The organism is Microcoleus sp. PH2017_08_TRC_O_A, from assembly GCF_020738665.1.
Taxonomy (GTDB): Bacteria; Cyanobacteriota; Cyanobacteriia; order Cyanobacteriales; family Microcoleaceae; genus Microcoleus.
On sequence record NZ_JAEQCE010000057.1, the window covers coordinates 1 to 23,700 of the forward strand.

A 23,700-nucleotide genomic window follows, 5' to 3' on the forward strand; every position below is an offset into this window, starting at 1 on the left:
TTTTTACGAATTCAGGCGACAGTTAGAGTATAAATGCAAAATGTATGGCTCCCAATTAGTGCTGGTAGATCGATGGTTTCCCAGTTCTAAGATTTGTGCTAATTGCGGGCATAAAAAAGATATGCCACTCAGCGTTCGGACTTATGATTGTCCTGCTTGTGGTCTGTCGGTAGACCGCGATCTTAATGCCAGTTTAAATATTTTAAATTGGGAACCCAAGGCTATTGGGGGATAGCCTGCTTATCTTGGGATGGCCGACCACCCAATAGCGCAGGAAGTGAACTCTTTCATTGTAGCTAAAGATGGCTTTAGTTAAGTTTGGGTAAGTTTTACGAAGCAGGAAAAGATTGATACTTTAACAGACCAGGAGGATTTGAGCGGCAAGGAAGATCGATCGATATGATATATGATGCGATCGTGAATTGCATAATAATTGATTGTCCGCGTTTCTCCCTGTCATCGTTGTAGAATCTACGGTCAAATATGATTTACATTCCGTTTTGACGGTGTTAAGCCTAGCGGCCGAATTACTACGCCTTCTATCTATTTTACCTATCGGGTTATTGAGATTACTTTTGGTTGTAGACTACAATCCGATCTACCTCTCATTAATGCCTTCTTTTCTAGAGTCTGATTGATTGGCAGACTTCGTAGCTAAGCAGGGTTCCCAACTATAGAGGACATAAATCAACAACTGAATCTAAATAAAAGTCCAGCATCTCAAAAACTTGAAAGTCCATAAATGATTAGACTTAAAGAGATAATTGTTTAATCTTTGCAATACGCCTATCATGTCCAAAATCATCTCTGTCCACTCTTACCGGGGTGGCACTGGCAAATCTAACATGACTGCAAACCTGGCATCTATTATCGCTCGCGGCGGAAACAGGGTCGCCATTGTGGACACAGACATTCAATCGCCCGGGATTCACGTGCTGTTCGGTTTCAGCGAGAACAACATGGATCGCTGCCTCAACGATTACCTGTGGGGCAGGTGTCCGATCTCGGATACGGCTTACAATGTGAGTTCGCTGCTGCCAAAATTAGCCCGTAACGGCAGCCTCTATCTGATTCCTTCGAGCATTAAAGCAGGGGAGATAGCGCGAGTTTTGCGGGAAGGCTACGACGTGGGACTGCTTACCGACGGCTTTCAAGAACTGATCGACGTTCTGAACTTAGACTACCTATTTATTGACACGCACCCAGGACTCAACGAAGAAACCCTTCTCAGCATCACGATTTCGGATATCCTGCTGCTGATTCTGCGTCCGGATCAGCAAGATTTTCAGGGAACGGCTGTCACGGTAGATGTGGCCCGCAAATTAGAAGTTCCCAAGATTTTGATCGCGATCAACAAAGCGCCAGAATCCTTGGATTTCGAGGATTTGAAGCAGCAAGTAGAGAGTATTTACAACATCCCAGTTGGAGGGGTGCTGCCCCACAGCGACAAGATGATGCTGTTAGCCAGCAAGGGGGTGTTTGCCCTGCACTTCCCTAAAGACCCTCTAACTCAAGTGGTGGAAGGGATTGCCAAGCAGATTTTGGGATAATTTGGTGTAAGGACAGCGGATCAAGGTTGACGAGAGCGAGTTGCAGTCTCAATTACTGGGGCGCGATGTCCTGCAAGCGCGATCGCTCCTTGCTGTGGAGGAACTTTTTCGGCGACAATATTTGCTTGAGGAGTCAGGAGAATGGCGACAAAATGAGATACAAATAGATTATGAGAATTTGTTAAAAAACTTTAGGAGGAGAACTCATGGATTTTGACTGGCGCATACTAATAGTATTGAGTCCGGTTTTGTTGGCGGGCGGCTGGGCTGCTTACAATGTCGGCACTATAGCTCTCAAACAAGTTGAGAAATTGTTGAACAAGGAAACTTAAACTCAGCATTTTCACCGTAATTTTGCAGCCGACTGTTTGTTGAGATACAAAAACAGTCGGCTGATTTGTGCATTGGCTCTCAGGAGCAGGAGGGCTAATGCCATTTTGGATTATCAATGACCCCGCCCAAAAACCTGTACAAGCCCCTGAAGCTATGAGTGTGCAGAAAACCAAAAATTTTAGACTCCTGTTTCTGCTCCGGTGATGAATATGTGGAGTAAAGCTAAAGTCTAAAACTTGTTCGCTCGCTCCGGTCGAAGAATCTAAAATCTAAAATCGGATCGCTTACTGCATCAGGGTTTGGAACGCGGACATATAGTTGCATCCTGTTTGGGAACTTGTTTGATGTTTGGCCCGGAGATCGCAATGTACGACTCCAGACAGATAGAGCGAAAGCCACTTAAAAGTTATAAATAAACTTGTGCATAAACTGGGTGCGATCGCCTCAGCATTTGTGATGAGATTGCGACACAAATATTTAGCCACGTTCCAGCAGAAAATATGAGACAATCGCAAAAGTATTTGCCCTGAAAATCGCCCTACAAACTGCGAAGTTTAACCTCTAGGGAATATCGGTCAAATTGTCAATGTTTAACTCCTATATCTTTAGATAGATTATGCTTTTTCCCCGAGCTAGCGGCATTTTACTCCACCCGACATCTTTTCCCAGCCGATTTGGTGTTGGGGATATGGGAATAGAAGCATATCGCTTTATTGACTTTTTAGTAGAGAGCGACCAGCAATACTGGCAGATATTGCCGCTGGGCCCGACTGGATACGGCAATTCTCCTTATTCGTGCTATTCAGCAATGGCAGGAAATCCGCTGATGCTGAGCCCGGAAATTCTGCGGGACGAGCAATTGCTCAGCGATGAAGATTTAGCTCATTCGCCGGAATTTCCCCTGGATACAGTAGAATTCGATCGCGCGATCGCACACAAAATACCCCTGCTCAAAAAAGCCTGCGAAAACTTCAAAGCGAAAGCATCGCCGGTGCAGCAAAGAGAATTCTCGGCTTTTTGCGAGAGCAAAGCGAGTTGGCTGGAAGATTATGCCTTATTTATGGCACTAAAAGACAGCTTCAACGGCACGAGCTGGCACACTTGGGAACCAGAAATTGCACAGCGCCAACCGGAGGCGCTAGACAAGTGGCGGCAGGAGCTACATAATGAGATTTATTACTACAAATACGTGCAGTTCGAGTTTTTCCGCCAGTGGACTGAGTTGAAACGCTATGCGAACCTGCGCGACATTAAAATTATTGGTGACATTCCGATTTATGTCGCTCACGACAGTGCTGATGTGTGGTCGCATCCGGACTTGTTTTGTTTGGATGAAGCAACTGGAGAACCAGCTTTGATGGCGGGAGTTCCGCCGGATTACTTCAGCGCAACAGGTCAATTGTGGGGCAATCCTGTTTACAATTGGGAGGCTTTGGAAGCAACTAATTTTCAGTGGTGGGTGCAGCGTTTTGAGGCGATTTTCGCTTATGTAGATGTGACTCGGATTGACCACTTTCGAGGATTTGATGCTTACTGGGCGGTGAAGCGCGGGCAGGAAACTGCGATCGACGGAGAGTGGATTAATGCGCCGGGAACGGCTTTGTTTGAGGTAATTAACGAGAAGTTCGGCAATTTGCCGATTATCGCTGAGGATTTGGGGGTAATTACTCCGGAAGTGGAAGCTTTGCGCGATCGGTTTGAGTTTCCCGGAATGAAGATTTTGCAGTTTGCTTTCGGTGCGGGGCCTGGCGATCCTTTTTTGCCTTTCAATTATGTTCGTAACTGTGTAGTTTACACCGGTACCCACGACAACGACACGACTGTTGGCTGGTTCAATCAACTGCAAAACTACGAAAGAGATGAGGTTTTGCGTTATTTGGGCTGCATCGATCCCCAAGGAATTCACTGGTCTTTAATCCGCATGGGTTGGTTTTCTATTGCTAATTTGGCGATCGTGCCCTTTCAAGATTTGTTGGGTTTGGATACCGACGCGCGGATGAATTTTCCGGGGAAAGCAGAGGGAAATTGGGGCTGGCGGTATCGGCGCGAAGCTTTGAATTGGGAGGTGCGCGATCGGCTCAAAACCATGACTTACATCTGCGGGCGCGCTCCCCAGAAAAATTGAAAATTGGGAATTGGGCATTGGGAATTGGGCATAGGGCATAGGGCATAGGGCATTGGTTATTAGAGAAACGACTAACTACTAACGACTAACTATTAACTATTAACTATGTCCCATGCCCAATGCCCGATGCCCGATGCCCGATTATCCTTCATTTTTGGGCTTTGCTGAAGGCTTGAGTTCGTCGGCGGTAAAAACAACTTGTTTGGCAACTCCAGATTCTCCGAGTTGTTCGGCTTGTCCGTTATTCACAGCAATCATTACACCGCCGGCGTTACCAGCTAGAACTACCAATTTGTTTTGGGCCTGCCAGGTGCGGACAGTTCCTGAAGGCAAAGTTCCCTCAAACTCGGGTTTGCCATCAACTTCAATCTTCATCCATGATTCGTCTTTTAAACTGACGTTAACCATGACTGGTTTATTGCCAGATTTATCTAAACTTTGACCTGTTCTTGCTGCTTCCACAGCATCGTAACTATCGGCTTTCTGATTTTTTGAGGCGCTCTGGGCTAAACGAGCTTGTTCTTGCTCAAGAGCTAGTTCTTTGGTTCCCGTACCGTTTTTTGTTGTCAGAGAACCGCCCATCAACTGAGATAAGACATTGACTGAACAGATAATTAGAAATGTGTAAAAAAGGTACAGGTGCATCGGCCGCAATTGTGGCCCATTCTGCCAGGATAGCTTGGTGGTCGATCGCGGTGGCGGTTCGATCGGGAAAAAGTCGGCAAACTGAGTTCCGTCCAAACCCATTGCTTCGGCGTACCGCTTGATCAAACCTTGAGTGTAGACGGGTTCGGGGAGTTGGTCGAGTTGGCCGTCTTCGATGGCTTGCAGCAGATTCCGCCGAATCATGGTTACGACAGCTACTCTGTCCAAAGAAATCGACTGCTGTTCGCGGTACTCCCGGAGTTGAGATCCTATTGCCGCTAATTTCTTCTGAGGAGTTTCTGGCTCTTGGGAGTGCAGTTTCTTCTTAGTTATTTGGGAGAATAAAAACAATAAATTCTTTGTCATATGCTGTGCTCCTGGGGATTCACTGGCACGCTTATTGATGTTAGGTTGACTAGATTCCATAAAAAAATAATTTCTGAATCTTCTAGGGGTCGGTAGCAGCCCGGTGCCAATATCGGCCCTGCGGGGGGCTGCAATTGAATCGGGCCAATGGCTGTGCGGTGCAGGCGCACCACTGGATATCCCAACTGCTCGGCGGTGCGCCGAATCTGTCGGTTTCTCCCTTCTGATAGAATTACTTCTAACAGAGTTTGGTCTCTCGCGCGATCGATAACTCTAACTTTCGCGGGTAATGTTTTTCTACCGGACAAGATAATGCCCTGACGCCACGCTTGTAGTATGGGTTCCGGGGGATCGCCGAGCACCCAAACTTGATAAGTTTTGGCGATCGAGTGACGCGGATGGGTCAAACAAAATGTCAGCTTACCATCATTGGTGAGCAATAGGGCGCCTGTGGAATCTGCATCTAAGCGTCCTACGGGATGGATGCCTTGACCAGATCGCAGTTTGGGCGGCAGCAAGTCGAGAACTTTCGATCGCGCCCTGGGATCGCTGCAAGTAGAAACTACGCCTGCGGGTTTGTTGAGCAACAGATAGACCTCTGCCGGTCTATCTGTTGGTTTCACTGGGACTCCATCGACTTCGATGAAATCGCGATCGGGATTCGCCTTTTGTCCTAAACGAACAATATTGCCATTAACCCGGACTCGTCCAGCTACAATCATCTGTTCTGCAAGACGGCGAGAGGCAATGCCCCACTGGGCGAGGATTTTTTGCAGCCTTTCATCAGACATGACGGGAATGTGGAAAGCCCCAACACCCGAGCGGTGGAGGGAGGAAATACGACACGGTTAATGGATTAACCGATGCTACCAATGTTCAATTCCTGGTTGGGAAGAAATTCTAATGTTTGCTAACCAATCCTTGCAGGGCGTTGCGCCTGGTGCAGATTGTCCTTATGGCATAACCCTGAATGTTGTGCAAAAACTACGAGGAAAAGACTCGCGGGAGGCTATTGCCTGCACCGTTGGTTTGTTGCTGATTTAAAATGTGTGGGTCTGACACGACCATTAACTAACACTACCATAAAACCGGTACTGCTGGTTAATTTTATACGCTCGATCGCGAAATTTCCCTCGGGATCGCACAACTGGCAAACTCAGGAGAAAGCCTGAGGGGGGAAGGGTGAGATTTTTTCTGCTTCAGGCGTTGCTGATGTCTGATTTCGGCTTCTGGAGTATGTCACGAGGTGGGTTCATCAACCCGTTCTTAGGGAAAATCCGAGGTTGAGGGCGATATTTCTTTGTATAAACCGGGTTTGTGAGACGGGATGCGCTCGTTAATAGTTAAATTTTTGTGTTTGAATATTAAGGTTTGTAATTTTCAAATTGTTTATGACTGTCGATCGCCACTCTCTTTTATTTGACAATATAGCTACTGCGGCCAGCTCTGGTGGGACTGCCAACCTCGACGAGGAAGGGGAGACACCGCCGCCGAGCCAAGGCAGCCGGATCGCAAGTTCGGTGCTGTCTCCGGCGGTGCAGTTGTTGCTGCGATCGCAAGTTCAGCAGGTTGATGAGTTGAAGGTGAAAATTGAGGGGAGCGATCGACAAATTTTCAGCGGTGCAATCCCCAAAGTAACGGCAGCGGCTCGCGGTGCCGTGTATAAAGGATTACACCTAACAGAAGTTGCCCTAGAGGGCTGTGGGATTCGCATCAACCTCGGTCAAGCTCTCAAAGGCAAACCACTGCGCCTGCTCGAATCGGTTCCCGTGACTGGCGTTTTGAGGCTCTCTCAAGCGGATTTGAATGCGTCCCTGAAAGCGCCTTTGCTGGCGGATGCTTTGAGTGAATTTTTGCTGCCAATGTTGCCGCTGACAGATAGCGAAAAGTCGCTGAAGTTGGAAAATTCGCAGATCGAAATTGAGGCGGGGAAGTTGACGCTGGTGGCGACAATTTTGCGCGCTGGGGGTACGCAAATTCCTGTTGTATTGCGGACTGGTTTGCGGATTGCTAGCGGTCGCGAATTGATGTTTGAAGTACCGGAAATCGAAGTCAATGGAGAAATCAAGAGCAGTGATTTCAAGGATTTTAAAATTGATTTCGGACAGGAAGTTGCAATTGATGAGTTGATTTTGAGTCCGGGGGAGATTGTTTGTCGGGGTTCAATTAGAGTTTTGCCTTAAAGGAGAAGGGAAGATGTTTTGAGTCTGCAAACTTGAATTGCATAAATCTTTGATTGATAACTCAACCGCAGATTTAAGGCAGATCGACGGAGATGGACGCAGATAAATTTCAAGAGAGGAAAGTTTGCGAGTGCAATCTTGTTTTGTGAGATTGCTTTCTGCGCGGATGATTGCATCGCGTGCGTGACTCGCAACGGTAACTCTGGGATGAGTTAAGAGTTATCAATGACCAATGACCAATTAGCGGGCGATGAGATAAGAGTCGATCGCGGGCAATAACAAAGTCACAAAATAGTAGACTAAGGGTGCGGTAAAAACATAACTGTCAGTGCGATCGAGAATGCCGCCGTGACCGGGAATCAACTGTCCCGAATCCTTAACGCCGGCGTCTCGTTTCATCATCGACTCAGTTAAATCTCCCAACAAGCTAGCAACGCCAATCAACAGACCAAAAGCTGCCCCAGTATACGGCCACCCCGGCCATTGTAAGTACCAAGACCAGGCGGCGGCCACGGCGATACTGCCGCAAACTCCAAATACGGCACCTTCAACGGTTTTTTTAGGGCTGATGTGGGAGAGGCTAGTGCGGCCGAAGAATTTGCCGACAAAATAAGCGCCAATGTCAGCGGCCCAGATGCAGAGGAAAGCCACCAGCAGCGAAGTCAATCCTAAAGATATGCTGCTGGAACTTGTCCAAGACTGGGACGAGTAAATGTTAACGGGCAAATTGCTTGCTACTAATTGCGAAAATTGGGTTGTAGCCACATTGGCAGGATCGAGTCCGACTCGCAGCCGTATCCAATAGCTGGGCAAATAGCCGCCGTAGAACAATCCTAAAATAGAAGCGGCAATATCGGCGATCGTCGATAACTTCGGTTGGAACAACAGATAGAAACAGATGAAAGTTCCGGCTAAGGGGAACATGGCGTCTACGAGTTGAGGCGCCAGGGCGGCAGTAATCAGCAGAATTTGACTGACAACTAAGGTGGTTTTGCCAGCAGGTGCAATGCCCTTAGCTCGGGCTAACTGAAAATATTCCAATTGACCTAGGTACACGATGACGCCAAAGCCGAGGGTGAAGTACCATCCCCCCATAATAATCATTCCCAAAGCAAGGACGATCGCAACTATTCCACTCAGGATACGAGACCAAGGCATAAAATGAATTTCTCACAGGAGACGGCAGGTCAGTCGATTTTAGATTTTAGATTTTAGATTTTAGATTTTAGATTTAGTCCACAGATGAATCTGGGGGTTGGAACTATGGTCTAAAATTTTGTTTTTTGGGCGGGCTCGGTCGATTTGGGATGCAAGGATACAAGGATACAAGGATACAAGGATGGTTAAGGCACAGGTTCGTCCCCCATCCTCAACCGGCGATCCAAAATTTCAACTCAGGCGATCGCTCCAGCTAAGGTCGGCCTTATTATAAGTATTATGAACGTTAAGCTAACGTAAAAAAGGTTAAGAATTGCATTTAATGTTTGATTCTCAGTGATACAGCCTCCGGGCCCACATCACCATCTTTGATGTGGTGTGGGAATATTTCCGTCTAAGGACTAATGACTGATGACTAATGACTAACGACTAATCCAACTTTTCACCGCTGAGAATAAAGATGGGATTGACGGCGGCAAAGGTTTGACTCAAGCCCCGAGTCTCCAAGCGGTTGACGGCGGACTGGACTACCTCGATGTTGCGGACTTGCAACTCGGCGAAGCTTTCGGAAAGGGCGTAAAGATTCTCTAAATTCGAGGCTGTGGCGACAACTCGACCCTGTGGGCGCAAGTGTCGCCAGACTTCCTTGAGAATCATTTTAATCGGGCGCCCTCCTTCGATGCAGACTCGGTGGGGGTGTTCGGGGAGATTTTCGAGGCATTCAGGGGCGCTACCTTCGATGACTTCTACGTTTTTGATCTCGAATCGATCGCAATTTCGGCGAATCAAGCTTGCTACTTCTTCATCCCTTTCGATGGCGATAATGCGACCTTTGGGACACAGCAAACCTGTTTCTACGGCGATCGTACCAGTACCTGCACCGATGTCCCACACCACTGAATCTGCTTGCAGCCGCAGGTGGGAGAGTAACAGCAGTCGGACTTCTCGCTTACTCATGGGAATTCCCGGTAAACGTTCAAATAAATCGTCTGGGATACCAGGAGTGACGTAGGGCCAAAGCATAGTTGTATTTTTAATGGAAGGAAGAAGGAAGAAGGAAGAAGGAAGAGGGAAAAGGGAAGAGGGAAGATTTTTCCCATTTCCTACTATCCCTCATTTCCCACTATCCCCAAGTCTTAATATTTACTTTCGCACAACCGTTCTGAAAAACTTACCCATAGCTACCCAAATCTAGACATAGCTGGACATGAGTGCTTGTGGTGTTAACTTCCTGTTTCACAGTAGCGACAACATGACTGCTGTCGGGTTTGTCTACTCCGCAGGCTGACACGGTGGAACTCACCGCCAATTCTGAACGTTCTGGAATAAATATTCCTTCAAACCAACGTTCTATATTTTTCGACGCATTCAAGTCACGGTCTTGAATATTTCCACAACTGGGACATTCAAAGACTCGGACTATTAATGGCATTTTCTGCCGATGATTACAGCAATTTGAACAGATTTGACTGCTAGGAAAGAATCGATCTATGAGCGTCAATCTTGAGTTAAACTTTTCGGTTTTGTATTCAAGTTGACGCTTGAATTCGTACATTCCGGAGTCGGCGATTGCACCAGCTAACTTGTGGTTCTTCAAAAATGCCTTAACATTCAAGTCTTCAATCTTCACCTCACTGTGGTTTTTGGCGAGGTAAGTTGTTAACTTATGAATAGCATCTTTTCGGATGTTTGACACTTTTAGGTGCAGCTTGGCTAGTTTAGCGATTGCCTTTTTGCGGTTGTTAGACCCTTTGACTCGCGCACAGACACGCCGTTGCAGACGTTTCATTTTACGGTTCATCCGACGATAGGCTTTAGGGTTGGCAAAGACTTCGCCGTTAGAACAAACAGCTAGTTGCTTGATGCCGATATCAACTCCGACGGTAGGACGGTCTGGTAGAGTTGCGGGCTGCTCAATTTCGCATTTAAAAGCAATAAACCATCTGTCAGCTTTTCGACTGATTACGCAGTTGTGCACTGCCGTAATTGGTAATGGTTCGTGCAGCCTAACCCAGCCAATCTTAGGTAATTTGACACGCTTGCCGTCATTGTTAATTCCTGGCTTTACTTTGGTTCCTTGTTCTAGATAGAAGGAGTCACCCGATACACCCTTCTTTTTGAATCTAGGCTGTTTAGATACCTTTTTGAAGCATCTATCCCATGCCGTTCTCAATTCAGTCAGAGCCTGCTGCGGGCTTGCCTTGGAAGATTCGTAATACCAGGGATGCAAAGGTTTAACTTCTGCCACTAAGCGCTTGTGTAGATCAATTGCAGAAGGGATCTTAATAGTTTTATCCGTCTCCCTGACTGTTAATGTTTCAAGGATGATTGAATTTGCCCAGTTGTAAGCGTGTCTTGCTACTCCGCAATGCTGCCGAAATGTAGTCACCTGTTTGTTATTAGGTTTTAATTCCGTCTTGAAACTGAGTAACATTATTTGGATTCCTCCACCGCTTTGGCTACACTATCAATCAATCGCTTGTTTTTGTGGCTTCTTGCTCCGTACAGGCGAGCTGAAAATACGGTAATTAACTCAATCATGTCGGTCGTCAACTCAATCTCAAAAGTGGTCTCCTCAGTGGATTTATTGACGATAACTACTTCCGTATTAAACTCTTCGCACATTGCAAAAACAAGTTCAGAACCAAATCTCAAGAGCCTGTCTTTGTGGGTGATCACCAGCCGTCCAATATCCCCCGCCATTATTCGTTTTAGTAGTTCTTTTAATCCTTTTTTGTTGTAGTTCAATCCACTACCAAGGTCTTGGATTGTTTCAAATTGCCAGCCATTAGAACCTGAAAAAGCTTCTAGCACTTGTACTTGGCGCACTAAGTCAGCTTTTTGGTCGTGACTAGAAACGCGAGCGTAATTGACGGTAATTCTTTCGTCTAGCTGTTTTAAATCGCGTGGCGTCAGGCGCTTGATGTCGGCTAAATAAAATCTACGCTGGTTGCTGACGGAGCGTTCATACTTAATTTTTCCTGCATCTGTCCAGCGCCTTAACGTTTTAGTTGACACGCCAAGCTCTTTTGCTGCTTCACCAATTGATATGGTCACTTCTGATTGTTTGCCCATTAAGTCGCTTACTCCTTAGACTAAGACTTAATAGTTACCCATTTCAGGAAGAATGTCAATAGGTGTCTAACAATCTGGATTCAGCTAGCTACCCTGAGAGTTTGGAGGCGGGGATCGCTGCAACCTGTGATTTTGCCGCCGGCTGCAAGGATGTGTTGCAGGTAGTCAAGGGCTTGTGAGGTAATGATTTCACCGGGCATCAAAACTGGTATTCCTGGCGGGTAGGGACAGATGAGTTCGGCACTGAGTCGATCGACTGCTTGGTCTATTCCTACGGTTTCCGCCGGGGAAAAAAAGGCCTCGCGGGGGCAGAGAGAGGGAGTGGGAAATCCTAACAGAGATCTTGCACCATTCTCAAGAACAGGCAAGATGCCTGTTCCACAAAGAGTGAATTTTCTTGTGGGGTGGGCATCTTGCCCGCCCCCGGTTGTACCGGCGTCGTCCCCGTGCCCGCCTCCTAAATTGTGAGTTAAATTCTGGAAACCTTTAACCAGATTGTCAATATCTGATGCTGTATTTCCCAAGCTGATAATAAATGTTAAATGCTGCGGCATTGGTAATTCTGCGGTGACTGCGAGTTGCGAGTGGAGAATTTCATCAGCCGCAAATCCTGTTATTCCTAAATCGGATACTTTTACTGTTAGCCTGGTTCTGTCTAGTGCGACAAAACCGGGCGTATTTAACGGTTCTAAAACTGATAAGCCGGGAATTTGACTAATGTGCGATCGCGCTTTTGCAGCTAAATCTAAAGTTTGCATCATTAACTCCTTCCCGTGGAGTGCGATTTGTTGGCGGGCGGCGTCTAATGATGCTAATAATAAGTAGCTGGGACTGGTGGATTGTACAAGCTGCAATGCCCTATTTAATTTTTTAATATCTATGCGATCGCCCTTGACGTGCAACATCGATGCTTGAGTCATTGCACTGAGGGTTTTGTGGATTGATTGTACTGTTAAATCTGCCCCGGCGGATAGGGCTGGTTCTGGTAAGTCTGGATGAAAGTTAAAGTGGGCGCCGTGGGCTTCGTCTACTAATAACGGGATGTTGTATTGATGGGTAATTTGGGCGATCGCCCGCAAATCTCCACAAACGCCGTGATAGGTTGGGTAGACGACCATTACTGCTTTTGCGTCGGAATGTTGTGCTAGGGCTGCTGCCGCTGCTTCTGGGGTGATGCTGTTGGCAATATCCCAATCCGGGTTGTATTCGGGATTGACAAAAATGGGAATTGCACCGGATAAAATCAAACCAGAAATTGCCGATTGATGGATGTTTCGAGGCAAGATAATTTTATCTCCCGGCCCGCAAGTCGCGACAATTGCCGCCATGATTCCGCAAGTCGAACCGTTTGCTAAAAACCGAGTATGTTCGGCGCCAAAAGCCGAAGCAGCTAAATTTTGAGCTTCGGCAATTACGCCCTCTGGGTTGAAGAGATTGTCTAATTCTGGCAATTCGGGCAAATCTGAGCGAAATACTGCGGCACCGAATAAGTCAACTAACGGCCCTGAAATGCCTTGTCCGCGTTTGTGTCCGGGGGCGTAGAATGGGCTGTGATGGTGGTTTGTGCGATCGCGCAGCGCATCTAATAGGGGAGTTTGTTGTTGAGGGTTTGCTGGTGACACACTTATACCATTTTAAATTTTAGATTTGAGATTTGAGATTGGGGATGACTCACTGGATCTTCCCTAATACTCAAGGCATAATTTTAGGCGGACGTAACAGTGAATTATGGTTATTTAGATAGATGTGTTAGGCGCTGTTTTTTTTTTAATATATATAGACTCGTTCATAAATATTTGATTGCGAGTTCAACCGCAGATGAAGGCAGATAGACGCAAATAGACGCAGATAAATTTAAGGTATTTTTCAAGTCTGTTAACTCTAATTAACCAATACCACAAATCAGTTGTTTTTGTTTTAAAAGATAGCTGGAATTGGTGACCAATTGTTTTTTTAACATCTCTATTAGCTGAGCTAAACACTAACATGATTTATCCCACTCCCGATCCGCTTCCAGGCCCGCAAATTCCCGCTACTGAACCGGGGCTACCAGAGATTCCTTCATCGCCACCGATTCCCAGCCCTGTACCGGAGCCCGTACCTGCGCCAATTCCGCAGCCAATTCCCGAACCGGTGCCGGAAACAGTACCCTCTCCGATTCCCCAGACTGTACCCTCGCCGATTCCTCAGACAATCCCCGAACCTGTTTAAATGATGTTTTAGTTGAAAGTGAAGTTTAACAGAATTTGTAAGGTCGATCGCCCAAACCGAGTTTCTTGCCCAGGACCCAATTTGTTGATAAATAAGGGACAGGGAGAGGTTTCGGGCGATCGCTTTTTTGGGAAACCACTTGTGAACCGTTCAGCCATCTACCTCAAGTTAGATATTTAGCCGAACACAGGCTTGAGATTTGGGGTGGCTTGTCCAATATATTGCGGATACTTATGATATTTTGAAACAGTGATATGTTTCTAAATAGCTATGCTTACCGCCGGAATTGTCGGACTGCCTAATGTTGGCAAATCTACTCTGTTTAATGCTTTGGTGGCTAATGCCAAAGCGACTGCTGCTAATTTTCCTTTTTGTACGATCGAGCCAAATACTGGTATCGTGGCAGTACCCGACGAACGGTTGAAGGTGCTGAGCAATATTTCCAATTCTGTGCAAACTGTGCCCACGCGGATGGAGTTTGTCGATATTGCAGGTTTGGTGAAGGGTGCGAGTCAGGGCGAAGGGCTGGGAAATCAGTTTTTGTCTCACATTCGGGCTGTAGATGCGATCGTCCATGTTGTCCGCTGTTTTGACAATGATGATATCATTCACGTTTCCGGTTCTGTCGATCCCCAGCGAGATATTGACATTATCAATCTCGAATTAATTTTAGCAGATTTAGCTCAAATTGAACGCCGACTCGATCGCACTCGCAAACAAGCCCGCAACAACAAGGAAGCTCAAGCAGAAGTAAACGTCCTTGAAAAATTGGTCGTGGTTTTGAATGCAGAAAAACCAGTACGCCAGACCAGTTTAACTGACGAAGAAGCAGAATTAGTTAAAGGTTTAGAATTGTTAACAAACAAGCCGATCATCTATGCAGCGAACGTGTCTGAAGACGAATTGGGAACCGGAAATAGCTATGTCGAACAAGTCCGGGAAATAGCAGAAGCAGAAAATGCTAAGGTTGTCATAGTTTCGGCGCAAGTTGAGTCAGAATTGGTAGAACTACCAGAGGAAGAACGAGCTGATTTCCTCGAATCTCTGGGGGTAACAGAAGGTGGCTTAAAATCTTTGATTCGAGCTACTTACGAATTATTGGGTTTGCGGACTTATTTCACTAGCGGGCCGAAGGAAACTCGCGCTTGGACGATTATCGCAGGAATGTTAGCGCCACAAGCTGCGGGGGTAATTCACTCTGATTTTGAGCGGGGTTTCATCCGGGCCGAAACTGTAGCTTATGAAGATTTGGTGGCTACCGGTGCGATGAATGCAGCTAAGGAAAAAGGCTTAGTTCGCAGTGAAGGAAAAGAGTATGTTGTACAAGAGGGGGATGTGCTGTTGTTCCGATTTAATGTTTAGTCTTTTAAGGAGATAAGCACGTGCACATAGATATCGTTTCGCTGGTAATTGCTTGGTTGGTAACATCTGTGAGCTTTTTTATTATTTCCAAGTTACCCATAGGCGTGGATATTGACAGTTTTGGCAAAGCGATGGTTTCGGCGGCAGTTTTTGGATTGCTGAATGCTTTAGTGCGACCAGTTTTTGTAGTTTTGGGCTTTCCAGCTTTATTGGTAACTGTTGGTTTGTTTATGATTGTTATCAACGCTGCTATCTTTGGCTTGGCGGCTTGGCTAGTCGAAGGATTTAGATTGCGGTGGGGAATTTGGAGTGCTTTGCTTGGTGCTCTAGCCCTCGCTTTCATTAACTCTTTGCTGTATCAGGTTTTGGGTACGCTTCCCAGAGTAAGGTAGAGAAAGTTCATTCAGTTGACAGTTGACAGTTGACAGTTGACAGTTGACAGCAATCTCTACCTCCTGGAAGGAAGAGGATTGGAGTAATGAATCGTCTTCTTTTAATTTCTACGCCAAACCCAGAGGCTTTCAACCAATTATTTCTGGTAACGCGGACAAAAATAAAGGGGCGGGTTTATCTATATTTGTGAATTGTGGCAAAGTATTTGGGAGAAAACCCGCCTCTACTGCACATATTTTGAGTAAAAATTGCTTCTAATGTATTTGCTTGTTGGGATTTGGAGCGCTTTAGAGCGGTTCTCAAAAAAGTGAGGTATGCCCCAATACGGTTGACTTAAGAAGAATCTGACTTGCAAAAAATGCCTGTATTGCCTAGAAAATCGTCAGATGAAATTCCTAAAAAAGCTTTAAGTAAACCGTATTGAGGTATGCCCTATCCCCTATGCCCACGGAGGCCTATGCCCTATCCCCATGAATACCTCATCTTTTTGATAAAGGCTATAGTTATCAGTCTTGGCAATAGTGGAGAAAGCTTTCTGGAACTAGGTGCAATTCTCCCGAACGAAATCGGTGAACAGGCATCCAAAATGCGGTACATTTCAAGTTACCGTCTACAAAATCTAAACTTGCTAATTCATAGAATTTGGAGTCAACAAAATCGCACTGATAGAGTTGTATTAATTCGTGTCCAGCTTGACCATTAAAAATAAAGAAGTTTTCCAAACAAGCTAAATATCTGATATTTGTTAACTCGGCTTTAATTTCTTCTTTAAATTCTCTTTGCAAAGCGTCGAGGCTGTGTTCTCCGAATTCTACGCCTCCACCCAGAGCTCGATACAATGTGTCTTGTTTTACCGGATCTTTGAATTGGGAAACGAAAATGCGATCCTCTTCGAGGGCTTCGCTAACGCCCGATCGAATTAATCCTAAAACAATTACACGAATTTTACCTTGCATAATATATAGCGGTTCTCAGAAAGATGAGGTATGTTGTTGGGCTTGGGCCCTCTTTGTTTAGCGGTTATATAAGCTGTCAGTCATACCTCACCTTTTTGAGAAGTGCTATAGCCATTCAGTCATGAGTCATCAATCATTAGACATCTCATAAAAAGCCAGTTTTGAACAGGCATCCTGCCTGTTCCACAAGAATCATGAGAGATTTCTAGTCATTATCCGTATCATCCGTGTCGTGCTAACGGTTAATTGTCCGGCTCAAAACCCTCTCTCTTCCTCGTATTTTCAACGGGCCAGTCTATATTTTCACCGCCGATAATTAGTTCTTCAATCGTCACAAATTCTTTGCTGAGTTGCTGGAAAACATTAATTAAAACATCGATGCCGATAGCATCGCTAGTCCCCAAATCAAACCAGCAGCGAGCCCAAGAACCTTCATACTCCATTTCTCCCATATTGTGCATCAAAGCCATCATGCTTTGGTCGGCTAGATTAACATCGTAATTCATATCGCTGATGTCTAAGCCTTCATCTTGAACTTGCAAATTTTCAGCATTAAATCCTCCCAGTTTTCCCAAAAAGAACCAAGAATCAAACACTTCTTCTACATACTGTTTTTCGCCGTTTGAAGGCACGTTGCTGAATTTTAGCCAAATCCAGAGGTCAAAGGGATTAAATTCGCGAAACTCTACTTTCATCAAGTTTTACTCTTGTTAATAACAACCGCCAAGATGGTACTGTCAACTGTCAACTGTCAACTGTCAACTGTTTAGAGTGGTGGTAAAGCCGTCGGCCCCCAGACTCCATCTGCATCTCTAATTTTATCGCGCATCGGGTCACAATCGCGAGATTTGCTGTCGAGACGGTTGCGGGTTTTGCACTGCTGAAAGAAGATTTCGGCTACTAAGCTGCGCGGTAGTTGATCTGGTTTTGCTAAGGCGGCGTCGAAGTTTTTTCGGGCTTCCTCAAGTATGGTTTTGTTGTTGGATTGAGTCTTGGCTTGAGCAGATAAGACTTGTGCTTTGAGATAAAGGATTTCGGGGTTGGTGGGTGTTTCTGCTAGAGATTTGTTGGCAAATTCTAAAGCGCGATCGTATTTTTTTAAGTCTCGATAGCCTACGGCCATGCCGCGATAGGCTAAGTAGCGGGGCGAGGCTTTTTCTTCCAGTCGTTTAATGGCGTCGCTGGGGTTGGAAAAGGGTAGGTTTGAGGCTAACATTAAGTCCATGTAGCCTTTTAGCAGGTTGAGTTCTGGGTCGTTCGGCGCTATTTTTTCTGCTGCATCTAGGTATTGAAATACTACTCGCAGTTTGTTGAGTGCTTGGGGCGCGCCTTTGGCTGTTCCTTCTTTGGCTATGGCATTTGCTCCTTCTAGAAAGTGACCTGCTGCTGTGTAAATGTTGCCGCGCAAGGGGTTAGTTTTGGTCAATTTTTCGCCGACTTCGCGGGTTTTTTGAGCGTAGGTATTCATCGAGTTTAAGTCTTGCTCGATGTAGGATAATGAGGCTGCCATTGCATAGGCTAGGGGTTCGTTTGGTTCTGCTGATAGTGCTTGTTGAACTTGGGCTTTTGCTTGTTTGTAGTTTCCTTGCTGAAACATTGTTTTGAAGGCGGTTTCGGTGTTGGGCCCGATCGCCTGCTGGTTGCTCGTGCGGAAGGGATCGCCTGCTACTGCGGAGTTTATGCAGATGCCCAGGGCGATCGCACTTCCACAGGCGATCGCCCGCACTGTCTGTTTAGAACTTAACATTTGCTTGAAGGGCGATACTAAAGGGTTTTTCGTCATAGTCAATTTTGTCAATGAAATATACTGTAAACTAGAAACAAGAGAGTTACGTTCTCAGACTATCGGGCCGCTAGCAAAAAAGAGTTAAATTTGCTTGATTTTTTGTGGCTCTTGCGGTATATTTTAATAATGGGAGCGTGTATTATCATATATACTATCGCACAGATTATCATTGTTAAAATATACCATAAAAAAGGTCAAACATCAAACGCCAAGGCTGAAAAAAACCGAAAATTTTGTAAAGATTTATGTAAAATAAATTTGGGCGATCGGCACCAGCCAAAAACAACCTTAACTATTAATAGCACAACCAGGATCTGAGGTATACACGATTCCCAATTCCCAATTCCCAATTCCCCATTCCCAATTCCCAATTCCCAATTCCCAATTCCCAATTACGTTAATGCTTTATCTAAAAAACTTAGTCTATCATCCTACAGCCTGTCCCAATGCTATTCTAAAAAATATCAACTTAGAACTGCCATCGCAACAAATGGGGCTGATTGTCGGCCGTAGCGGTTCCGGCAAAAGTACGCTCTTAGAAATATTAGCAGGTTTAGCAGAAAAAACTAGCGGCGACATCCGCTGGCGCGAACAAGAATTAACACCGGAACACTTGCAACAGTTAGGAGGTTTAGTGTTCCAGTTTCCTGAAAGACATTTTTGTGGGGGGACAATTTTAGAAGAATTGCGACTGGGACATCCCGAATTGGGACAAGAACAAATTCACTCAGCGATGAAAGAAGTTGGGTTGGCACATTTGCCGCTGCGCGCTTCTCCCCACGCTTTAAGTGGCGGACAACAGCGCCGGGTGGCCCTGGCGGTGCAGCTAATTCGCCAGCCGCATTTGCTACTTTTGGACGAACCGACGGCGGGTTTGGATTGGTCGATGCGCCGACAGTTGGTAAGCTTGTTGGGTAAGTTGAAAAATCACTGGACTTTGTTGATTGTTACTCACGATGCTAGCGATTTGTTGAGCGTTGCTGATAAGTTTTGGACGTTAGATCACGGGGATTTGCAGGAGGTCGATCGCGCGAAGTTAGAGGCTAAGGAAGCAAGTTGTGTGAGTCAGTAGGCAGTTGACAGTTGACAGTTGACAGTTGTGCGAGGTTAAGAAGTCGCAAACTTTGTCATTAGTTCTTTCGATGGTTATTAGAAGATGAACCAGACAGAAATTATGATGTTACCCCAAATGAATGAATTGTGGCAAAAAACGCTGAATTGGGAGCCGGATGAGTCGCAGCAGCAACAATTTCAGCGGCTTTATGAGTTAATTGTTGAAGGCAATCGTTCCTTGAATTTAACTCGAATTATTGAGCCGATCGAGTTTTGGGAAAAACATTTGTGGGATTCTCTGCGGGGAATTGCGAGACTGCTGCCGGTTAATCACAATTCGCCGGAAAATAACGATTTTCCCGTTGAGTCCCCGCTCAAAGCGATCGATATCGGGACTGGTGCGGGTTTTCCTGGTTTGCCGATCGCGATCGCCCTTCCACATTTATCAGTCACTCTCCTGGATTCTACTCGCAAGAAAATTACTTTCTTGGACACGGTTTTGCCGTCTTTAGGGATCAAAAATGCTACGACTTTGCTGGGCAGATCCGATGAAATTGCCCGACAACCGCAGCACAGACAAGCTTACGATATCGCATTTCTGAGGGCAGTTGGAGCAGCTTCTCTGTGCGCTAAATACGCGCTACCTTTCCTGAAAAACGGCGGTTTGGCGGTACTTTACCGGGGAAATTGGACGGTAGAGGAAGAGGAAGAGTTGCAAAGTGCGATCGAGCGTTTGGGCGGTACGCTTGAGTCAGTCGAATCATTCACCACGCCTGCGAGTCAGGGCGCGCGCCACTGCGTTTATTTGCGGAAAACTGTACAGAAGCTCGATCGCCCGATTCGCTAGCGGAAGCCATTTTAGATACAATAGCGGTTGAAACAACCGCCACTGTATCTTTGTTAAACTAACCGATCGCCTTTTCGTAGCGTTTGTTAATTTCCGCCCAATTAACCACGTTCCACCACGCTTTTAAGTAGTCTGCACGCAGGTTTTGGTATTTGAGATAATAAGCGTGTTCCCAAACATCATTGCCCATAATGGGATAGTTGCCATCACTGAAAGGACTGTCTTGATTGCCAGTAGTTGTAATCTCAAGTTTACCAGCTTTATTGCGAACTAGCCACACCCAACCGCTGCCAAAACGCTTAGTACCAGCCTCGTTGAATTTGGCTTTAAAATCCTCAACACTGCCGAAATTTTGCTTAATTGCTGTGGCAATTGCTCCTGTGGGTTCGCCGCCGCCTTTGGGACTCATGATTTCCCAAAACATACTGTGATTGAGGTGTCCGCCGCCATTATTGCGTACAGTTGTGCGAATATCTTCCGGCACTTTGCTCAAATCTTTGAGCATATTTTCAACACTCACGTTTTTAAGATTCGGGTATTTATTGACAGCATCGTTGAGGTTTTTAACGTAAGCTGCGTGGTGTTTGTCGTGGTGAAATTGCATTGTCCGCGCATCGATGTGCGGTTCTAAAGCGTTGTATTCGTAAGGCAGAGGCGGTAGTGTAAAAGGCCCGGGAGTTTGGGCTATTTTTGGGCTTTCTGGGGATGGACTTGCTTGCGCTACACTATTGCCTGACGCTTGGCAAGCACCTGCGGTAATAGCTCCGACGGTGGCTGTTAGCAAATACAAGAAATCTCGGCGTTGGAGTGTCATAAAAGATCCCTAAGTGAATTATTAACTGTTTTATCTCAGATTAAAGCAAAAGGGGAGGAAGTTGGGAAAAAAATTATAAAATCGTAAATATACCTAATTAAACTTAAAATACAACTCGCGCTCAAGCTTGCTGTGTATATCTTCTTCTTTCCTAATGACTAAGGGTGCATCTGGCGCAAGGAAGAGGGCGAAGCATGACCGCATATAAGTTATTAGTTATCATCTCATATTGACTGCGGTCATGCTTCGCCCCTACGGATATATTTGCCTTGCGCCAGATGCACCCAATGACTAATCACTACCCTTCGGCTTCGCGAGCTGACTAATGACTAATGACTAATGACTACTGACTTATCGCCCGAATGGATGAGAAGGATGGGTGATGTTGGTAAGAACAACTCAAGTATAGGCTAATGAGGTACGCGTGCATAAGTCTCACGTGTTCCGGCTCACAAACCCGGTTTCTGTCTCGAAACCGGGTTTTTTATATTATTCTTGGGATAAGCGTTGCACGGCTTCGCCTCCAAAAAGTCGATCGGCTGCTTGCAATATACTAGGAATTTTCGCAGCGTGGGGGCTGTGGGCGAGACAGCGGCGCAAGTCTAATTCGTCGAGGCGATCGGCTTTTTTGCCCGGAAACCAGTGGCTGGCGTTACCCAAAAGGTTGTAGCGCATCTTGCAATAGTCGATCGCATCGTAAGCATTCGCCAAATTCCACAGCCACAAAATCACTCGAATGTTAACCTCTCCGGGAGTATTTTCGATAGTTGGCAAACCGAAGTCCCAAGTCTTAAACCAATCTTCTCCTAATTTATCAATTGCTGCATTTTCCAGCCTTGCTAATATCGGCGGCAAAATTTCATCAGCTTTATCTAACAATTCTACAGCTTTTAGATGCTCGTTAAAATCTTCAGGTTTTGCTGCACCCACGCTCAAAGTATGTACTTGCGGGTGCGACAAACAAAATAAATCATTAAACACCATTGGACTCAGCGGATAGCACAAGTCTACCAACTTTTGGGGCGGATTGTAAAGTTGACCGCCTTTGTCGGAAGGACTGATAATAAAAACGCCCATGTCGTGACGTTTGGCTGCTTCAATTGCGGGCCAATTATTTTGATTGATGTAGTACCAGTGCAAGTTAAGATAATCGAATTGATTGGTTTCAATAGTTTTGACAATCACATCCGTAGGGCCGTGAGTTGAAAAACCAATAAACCGAACTTTGCCTTCTGCTTGCAATTTTTTTGCCACATCCAAGCAGCCGCCCGGGCGCATAGAATCCTCTAGAAATTCCCAGGTATTAATGCCGTGTATGGAAAATAAATCGACGTATTCTAGCTGTAAATAAGCTAAGGATTTATCAAATTCTTCGCGAAATGCCTCGGAGTTGGCTTGAGGACAAACTTTTGTTTGTACTATCAACTTTTCGCGAGGGAACTGCGGCAAAATCCACCCCAACTGCATCTCAGAAGTGCCGTAACCGCGAGCAGTTTCTATGTGATTGATACCGCATTCGATTGAGTAGCGAATTGTCGATTCTAGATTTTGTTGATTGTCTGGTGGAATCTCATTTGCTGGCACATCTTGCCATTTGTGGTGATATCTCATGCCGCCACAGGAAAAGACGGGCATGGATAATTCTGTGCGGCCGAATCTGCGATATTGCACGATCAAAATAGAGATACGAATTTATACTATTATAGCAATTTTGAAGTGAGTGAGGTGGGAATTGGGAATTGGGAATTGGGAATTGGGAATTGGGAATTGGGAATTGGGAATTGGGAATTGGGAATTGGGAATTGGGAATTGGGAATTGGTAATATCATGTCCTCTTGATTGCCATAACAAAAACGGTTTGTAGTACGGACTTAAGTCCGCACTACGAACGAATTTTAATGCGGTTAATCGATCGGACATGATATAAAAAGCTTGAGTAGCTAATTAACCGTAGGGTGCTTCAGGCTGAATATTCTTGAGTAGACTGCTAAACTTTTCCTTCCTGATTCACCCTACTATAACTATTTAGAAATTTCCCGCACTACAGGTTTGCCGTCCTTAATTTCGCCTACTAAAACCAAATCTGTACAATTGACAAACAAGCCATTTTCTAACACGCCTGGAATGTTATTCAAAGTTTTTTCTAATTCCGCAGGATTGTCAAGGTTATCAAATTGAACGTCGATTACCATATTACCTTGGTCGGTAATTACCGGGCCTGCTTTTCTGATTCCCATGCGGAGTTCTGGTTTACCGCCCAATTTTTCAATGGCGCGAGTAACGGGGGTAATTGCCATCGGTATAACTTCGATGGGGACGCGAAAAGTCGAACCCAATTTATCTACCATTTTGGAACTGTCAACTACTACAATAAACTGAGCAGCGAGACAATCGACTACTTTTTCGCGGGTGTGGGCGGCGCCACCACCTTTAATTAAGTTGAGGTGCGGATCTACTTCGTCAGCGCCGTCAATGGCTACGTCAATTCTGTCAATTTCGTCGAGGGTTGTCAGCGGTACTCCGTACTGTTTGGCTAATACTTCTGATTGAAAGGATGTGGGAACTCCTTTGATATCTTTGAGTTCGCCTGATTTTATGCGATCGCCCAATGCTTGAATAGTATAAGCTGTAGTTGACCCCGTGCCGAGTCCGACAATCATACCAGATTTTACGCGATCGGCAGCAGCAAAGCCAACTTGCTGTTTCATCAATTTTACGGGGTCTTGTTCTGTGGTCATGTTCGGTAATCCTCAATAGCTTTAAGATTATACCATTTATTATGGATTTTTTTAACCGCAGAGAGCGCAGAGAACGCAGAGAGTAAGAAGCAGAAGAGACGGCAC

25 protein-coding genes are annotated in these 23,700 nt (G+C 45.7%); 12 read left to right on the forward strand and 13 right to left on the reverse strand.

Features of this window, described 5'->3' with window-relative positions:
* The 4 genes from JGK22_RS19970 to malQ all read left to right on the forward strand — a co-directional run.
* Positions 1 to 235: zinc ribbon domain-containing protein (locus JGK22_RS19970; protein WP_293313468.1), on the forward strand; the 235-nt coding region annotated here is incomplete at its 5' end.
* Positions 236 to 791: 556 nt separating this feature from the next.
* Positions 792 to 1,550, forward strand: a complete 759-nt coding sequence (locus JGK22_RS19975; protein ID WP_293147654.1) for a MinD/ParA family protein — start codon at positions 792 to 794, stop codon at positions 1,548 to 1,550.
* A gap of 206 nt (positions 1,551 to 1,756) precedes the next feature.
* The gene (locus tag JGK22_RS19980) at positions 1,757 to 1,882 is read left to right on the forward strand and encodes a photosystem II protein Y (protein WP_265235804.1); all 126 of its coding nucleotides are present in this window, start codon (positions 1,757 to 1,759) and stop codon (positions 1,880 to 1,882) included.
* Positions 1,883 to 2,499: 617 nt separating this feature from the next.
* Complete coding sequence (gene malQ / locus JGK22_RS19985; protein WP_293180177.1) at positions 2,500 to 4,008, forward strand: 4-alpha-glucanotransferase; 1,509 nt, start codon at positions 2,500 to 2,502, stop codon at positions 4,006 to 4,008.
* 141 nt (positions 4,009 to 4,149) lie between these two features.
* Here malQ and JGK22_RS19990 read toward each other — a convergent pair whose 3' ends face one another.
* Positions 4,150 to 5,019 carry a RodZ domain-containing protein gene (locus JGK22_RS19990; protein ID WP_293180180.1) on the reverse strand — a complete coding sequence of 290 codons (870 nt, stop codon included), beginning with the start codon at positions 5,017 to 5,019 and terminating at the stop codon, positions 4,150 to 4,152.
* Positions 5,016 to 5,810, reverse strand: coding sequence for a pseudouridine synthase (locus tag JGK22_RS19995; RefSeq protein WP_293180183.1), 795 nt, complete (start codon positions 5,808 to 5,810; stop codon positions 5,016 to 5,018). The genes JGK22_RS19990 and JGK22_RS19995 overlap by 4 nt, the downstream gene beginning before the upstream one ends.
* 112 nt (positions 5,811 to 5,922) lie before the next feature.
* On the opposite strand from JGK22_RS19995, the gene JGK22_RS20000 reads away from it, so the two are divergent.
* Together JGK22_RS20000 and JGK22_RS20005 are read left to right on the forward strand one after the other, a co-directional pair.
* Positions 5,923 to 6,063: a hypothetical protein gene (locus tag JGK22_RS20000; RefSeq protein WP_293180186.1), complete on the forward strand. Its 141-nt coding sequence runs from the start codon at positions 5,923 to 5,925 to the stop codon at positions 6,061 to 6,063.
* Positions 6,064 to 6,410: 347 nt separating this feature from the next.
* A complete protein-coding gene (locus tag JGK22_RS20005; protein ID WP_293232745.1) occupies positions 6,411 to 7,202 on the forward strand; it encodes a DUF2993 domain-containing protein in 792 nt (263 codons plus the stop codon).
* 240 nt (positions 7,203 to 7,442) lie between these two features.
* Here JGK22_RS20005 and JGK22_RS20010 read toward each other — a convergent pair whose 3' ends face one another.
* From JGK22_RS20010 to JGK22_RS20030, 5 genes are all read right to left on the reverse strand, one after another.
* Entirely contained in the window at positions 7,443 to 8,360 is a 918-nt protein-coding gene (locus tag JGK22_RS20010) for a phosphatidate cytidylyltransferase (protein ID WP_293213067.1), read from the reverse strand.
* Positions 8,361 to 8,789: 429 nt separating this feature from the next.
* A complete protein-coding gene (cbiT, locus tag JGK22_RS20015; protein WP_293147744.1) occupies positions 8,790 to 9,383 on the reverse strand; it encodes a precorrin-6Y C5,15-methyltransferase subunit CbiT in 594 nt (197 codons plus the stop codon).
* A gap of 148 nt (positions 9,384 to 9,531) precedes the next feature.
* Complete coding sequence (locus JGK22_RS20020) at positions 9,532 to 10,794, reverse strand: RNA-guided endonuclease TnpB family protein (RefSeq protein ID WP_293313470.1); 1,263 nt, start codon at positions 10,792 to 10,794, stop codon at positions 9,532 to 9,534.
* Positions 10,794 to 11,435, reverse strand: a complete 642-nt coding sequence (locus JGK22_RS20025; protein ID WP_293313471.1) for an IS607 family transposase — start codon at positions 11,433 to 11,435, stop codon at positions 10,794 to 10,796. Before JGK22_RS20025 ends, JGK22_RS20020 begins: the two co-directional genes overlap by 1 nt.
* 80 nt (positions 11,436 to 11,515) lie before the next feature.
* The gene (locus tag JGK22_RS20030) at positions 11,516 to 13,057 is read right to left on the reverse strand and encodes an aminotransferase class I/II-fold pyridoxal phosphate-dependent enzyme (protein WP_293313472.1); all 1,542 of its coding nucleotides are present in this window, start codon (positions 13,055 to 13,057) and stop codon (positions 11,516 to 11,518) included.
* Between the two features lie 364 nt (positions 13,058 to 13,421).
* On the opposite strand from JGK22_RS20030, the gene JGK22_RS20035 reads away from it, so the two are divergent.
* From JGK22_RS20035 to JGK22_RS20045, 3 genes are all read left to right on the forward strand, one after another.
* Entirely contained in the window at positions 13,422 to 13,646 is a 225-nt protein-coding gene (locus JGK22_RS20035) for a gamma-aminobutyric acid A receptor, epsilon-like protein (RefSeq protein WP_293206303.1), read from the forward strand.
* A 270-nt stretch (positions 13,647 to 13,916) separates the two neighbouring features.
* Entirely contained in the window at positions 13,917 to 15,008 is a 1,092-nt protein-coding gene (ychF, locus tag JGK22_RS20040) for a redox-regulated ATPase YchF (protein WP_293180201.1), read from the forward strand.
* Between the two features lie 26 nt (positions 15,009 to 15,034).
* Entirely contained in the window at positions 15,035 to 15,400 is a 366-nt protein-coding gene (locus JGK22_RS20045; protein WP_293147768.1) for a phage holin family protein, read from the forward strand.
* A gap of 507 nt (positions 15,401 to 15,907) precedes the next feature.
* Here JGK22_RS20045 and JGK22_RS20050 read toward each other — a convergent pair.
* The 3 genes from JGK22_RS20050 to JGK22_RS20060 form a co-directional block, all read right to left on the reverse strand.
* Complete coding sequence (locus tag JGK22_RS20050; protein ID WP_293192863.1) at positions 15,908 to 16,360, reverse strand: NUDIX domain-containing protein; 453 nt, start codon at positions 16,358 to 16,360, stop codon at positions 15,908 to 15,910.
* A gap of 239 nt (positions 16,361 to 16,599) precedes the next feature.
* Positions 16,600 to 17,052, reverse strand: coding sequence for a DUF3531 family protein (locus JGK22_RS20055; RefSeq protein ID WP_293180204.1), 453 nt, complete (start codon positions 17,050 to 17,052; stop codon positions 16,600 to 16,602).
* Positions 17,053 to 17,123: 71 nt separating this feature from the next.
* Positions 17,124 to 18,140, reverse strand: a complete 1,017-nt coding sequence (locus JGK22_RS20060) for a Sll0314/Alr1548 family TPR repeat-containing protein (protein ID WP_293225973.1) — start codon at positions 18,138 to 18,140, stop codon at positions 17,124 to 17,126.
* Positions 18,141 to 18,543: 403 nt separating this feature from the next.
* Here JGK22_RS20060 and JGK22_RS20065 point away from each other — a divergent pair, with 403 nt between their 5' ends.
* The gene (locus JGK22_RS20065; RefSeq protein WP_293147764.1) at positions 18,544 to 19,215 is read left to right on the forward strand and encodes an energy-coupling factor ABC transporter ATP-binding protein; all 672 of its coding nucleotides are present in this window, start codon (positions 18,544 to 18,546) and stop codon (positions 19,213 to 19,215) included.
* Between the two features lie 102 nt (positions 19,216 to 19,317).
* A complete protein-coding gene (gene rsmG / locus JGK22_RS20070; RefSeq protein ID WP_366026203.1) occupies positions 19,318 to 20,043 on the forward strand; it encodes a 16S rRNA (guanine(527)-N(7))-methyltransferase RsmG in 726 nt (241 codons plus the stop codon).
* A gap of 58 nt (positions 20,044 to 20,101) precedes the next feature.
* Here rsmG and JGK22_RS20075 read toward each other — a convergent pair whose 3' ends face one another.
* Positions 20,102 to 20,857 carry a Fe-Mn family superoxide dismutase gene (locus tag JGK22_RS20075; RefSeq protein ID WP_293192834.1) on the reverse strand — a complete coding sequence of 252 codons (756 nt, stop codon included), beginning with the start codon at positions 20,855 to 20,857 and terminating at the stop codon, positions 20,102 to 20,104.
* Positions 20,858 to 21,346: 489 nt separating this feature from the next.
* A complete protein-coding gene (locus JGK22_RS20080) occupies positions 21,347 to 22,492 on the reverse strand; it encodes an aldo/keto reductase (RefSeq protein ID WP_293180213.1) in 1,146 nt (381 codons plus the stop codon).
* A gap of 30 nt (positions 22,493 to 22,522) precedes the next feature.
* On the opposite strand from JGK22_RS20080, the gene JGK22_RS20085 reads away from it, so the two are divergent.
* Positions 22,523 to 22,696, forward strand: coding sequence for a hypothetical protein (locus JGK22_RS20085; protein WP_293219155.1), 174 nt, complete (start codon positions 22,523 to 22,525; stop codon positions 22,694 to 22,696).
* A 182-nt stretch (positions 22,697 to 22,878) separates the two neighbouring features.
* On the opposite strand, the gene rpiA is transcribed toward JGK22_RS20085, so the two are convergent.
* Positions 22,879 to 23,595, reverse strand: a complete 717-nt coding sequence (rpiA, locus tag JGK22_RS20090) for a ribose-5-phosphate isomerase RpiA (RefSeq protein ID WP_293180219.1) — start codon at positions 23,593 to 23,595, stop codon at positions 22,879 to 22,881.
* Positions 23,596 to 23,700 lie beyond the last annotated feature (105 nt).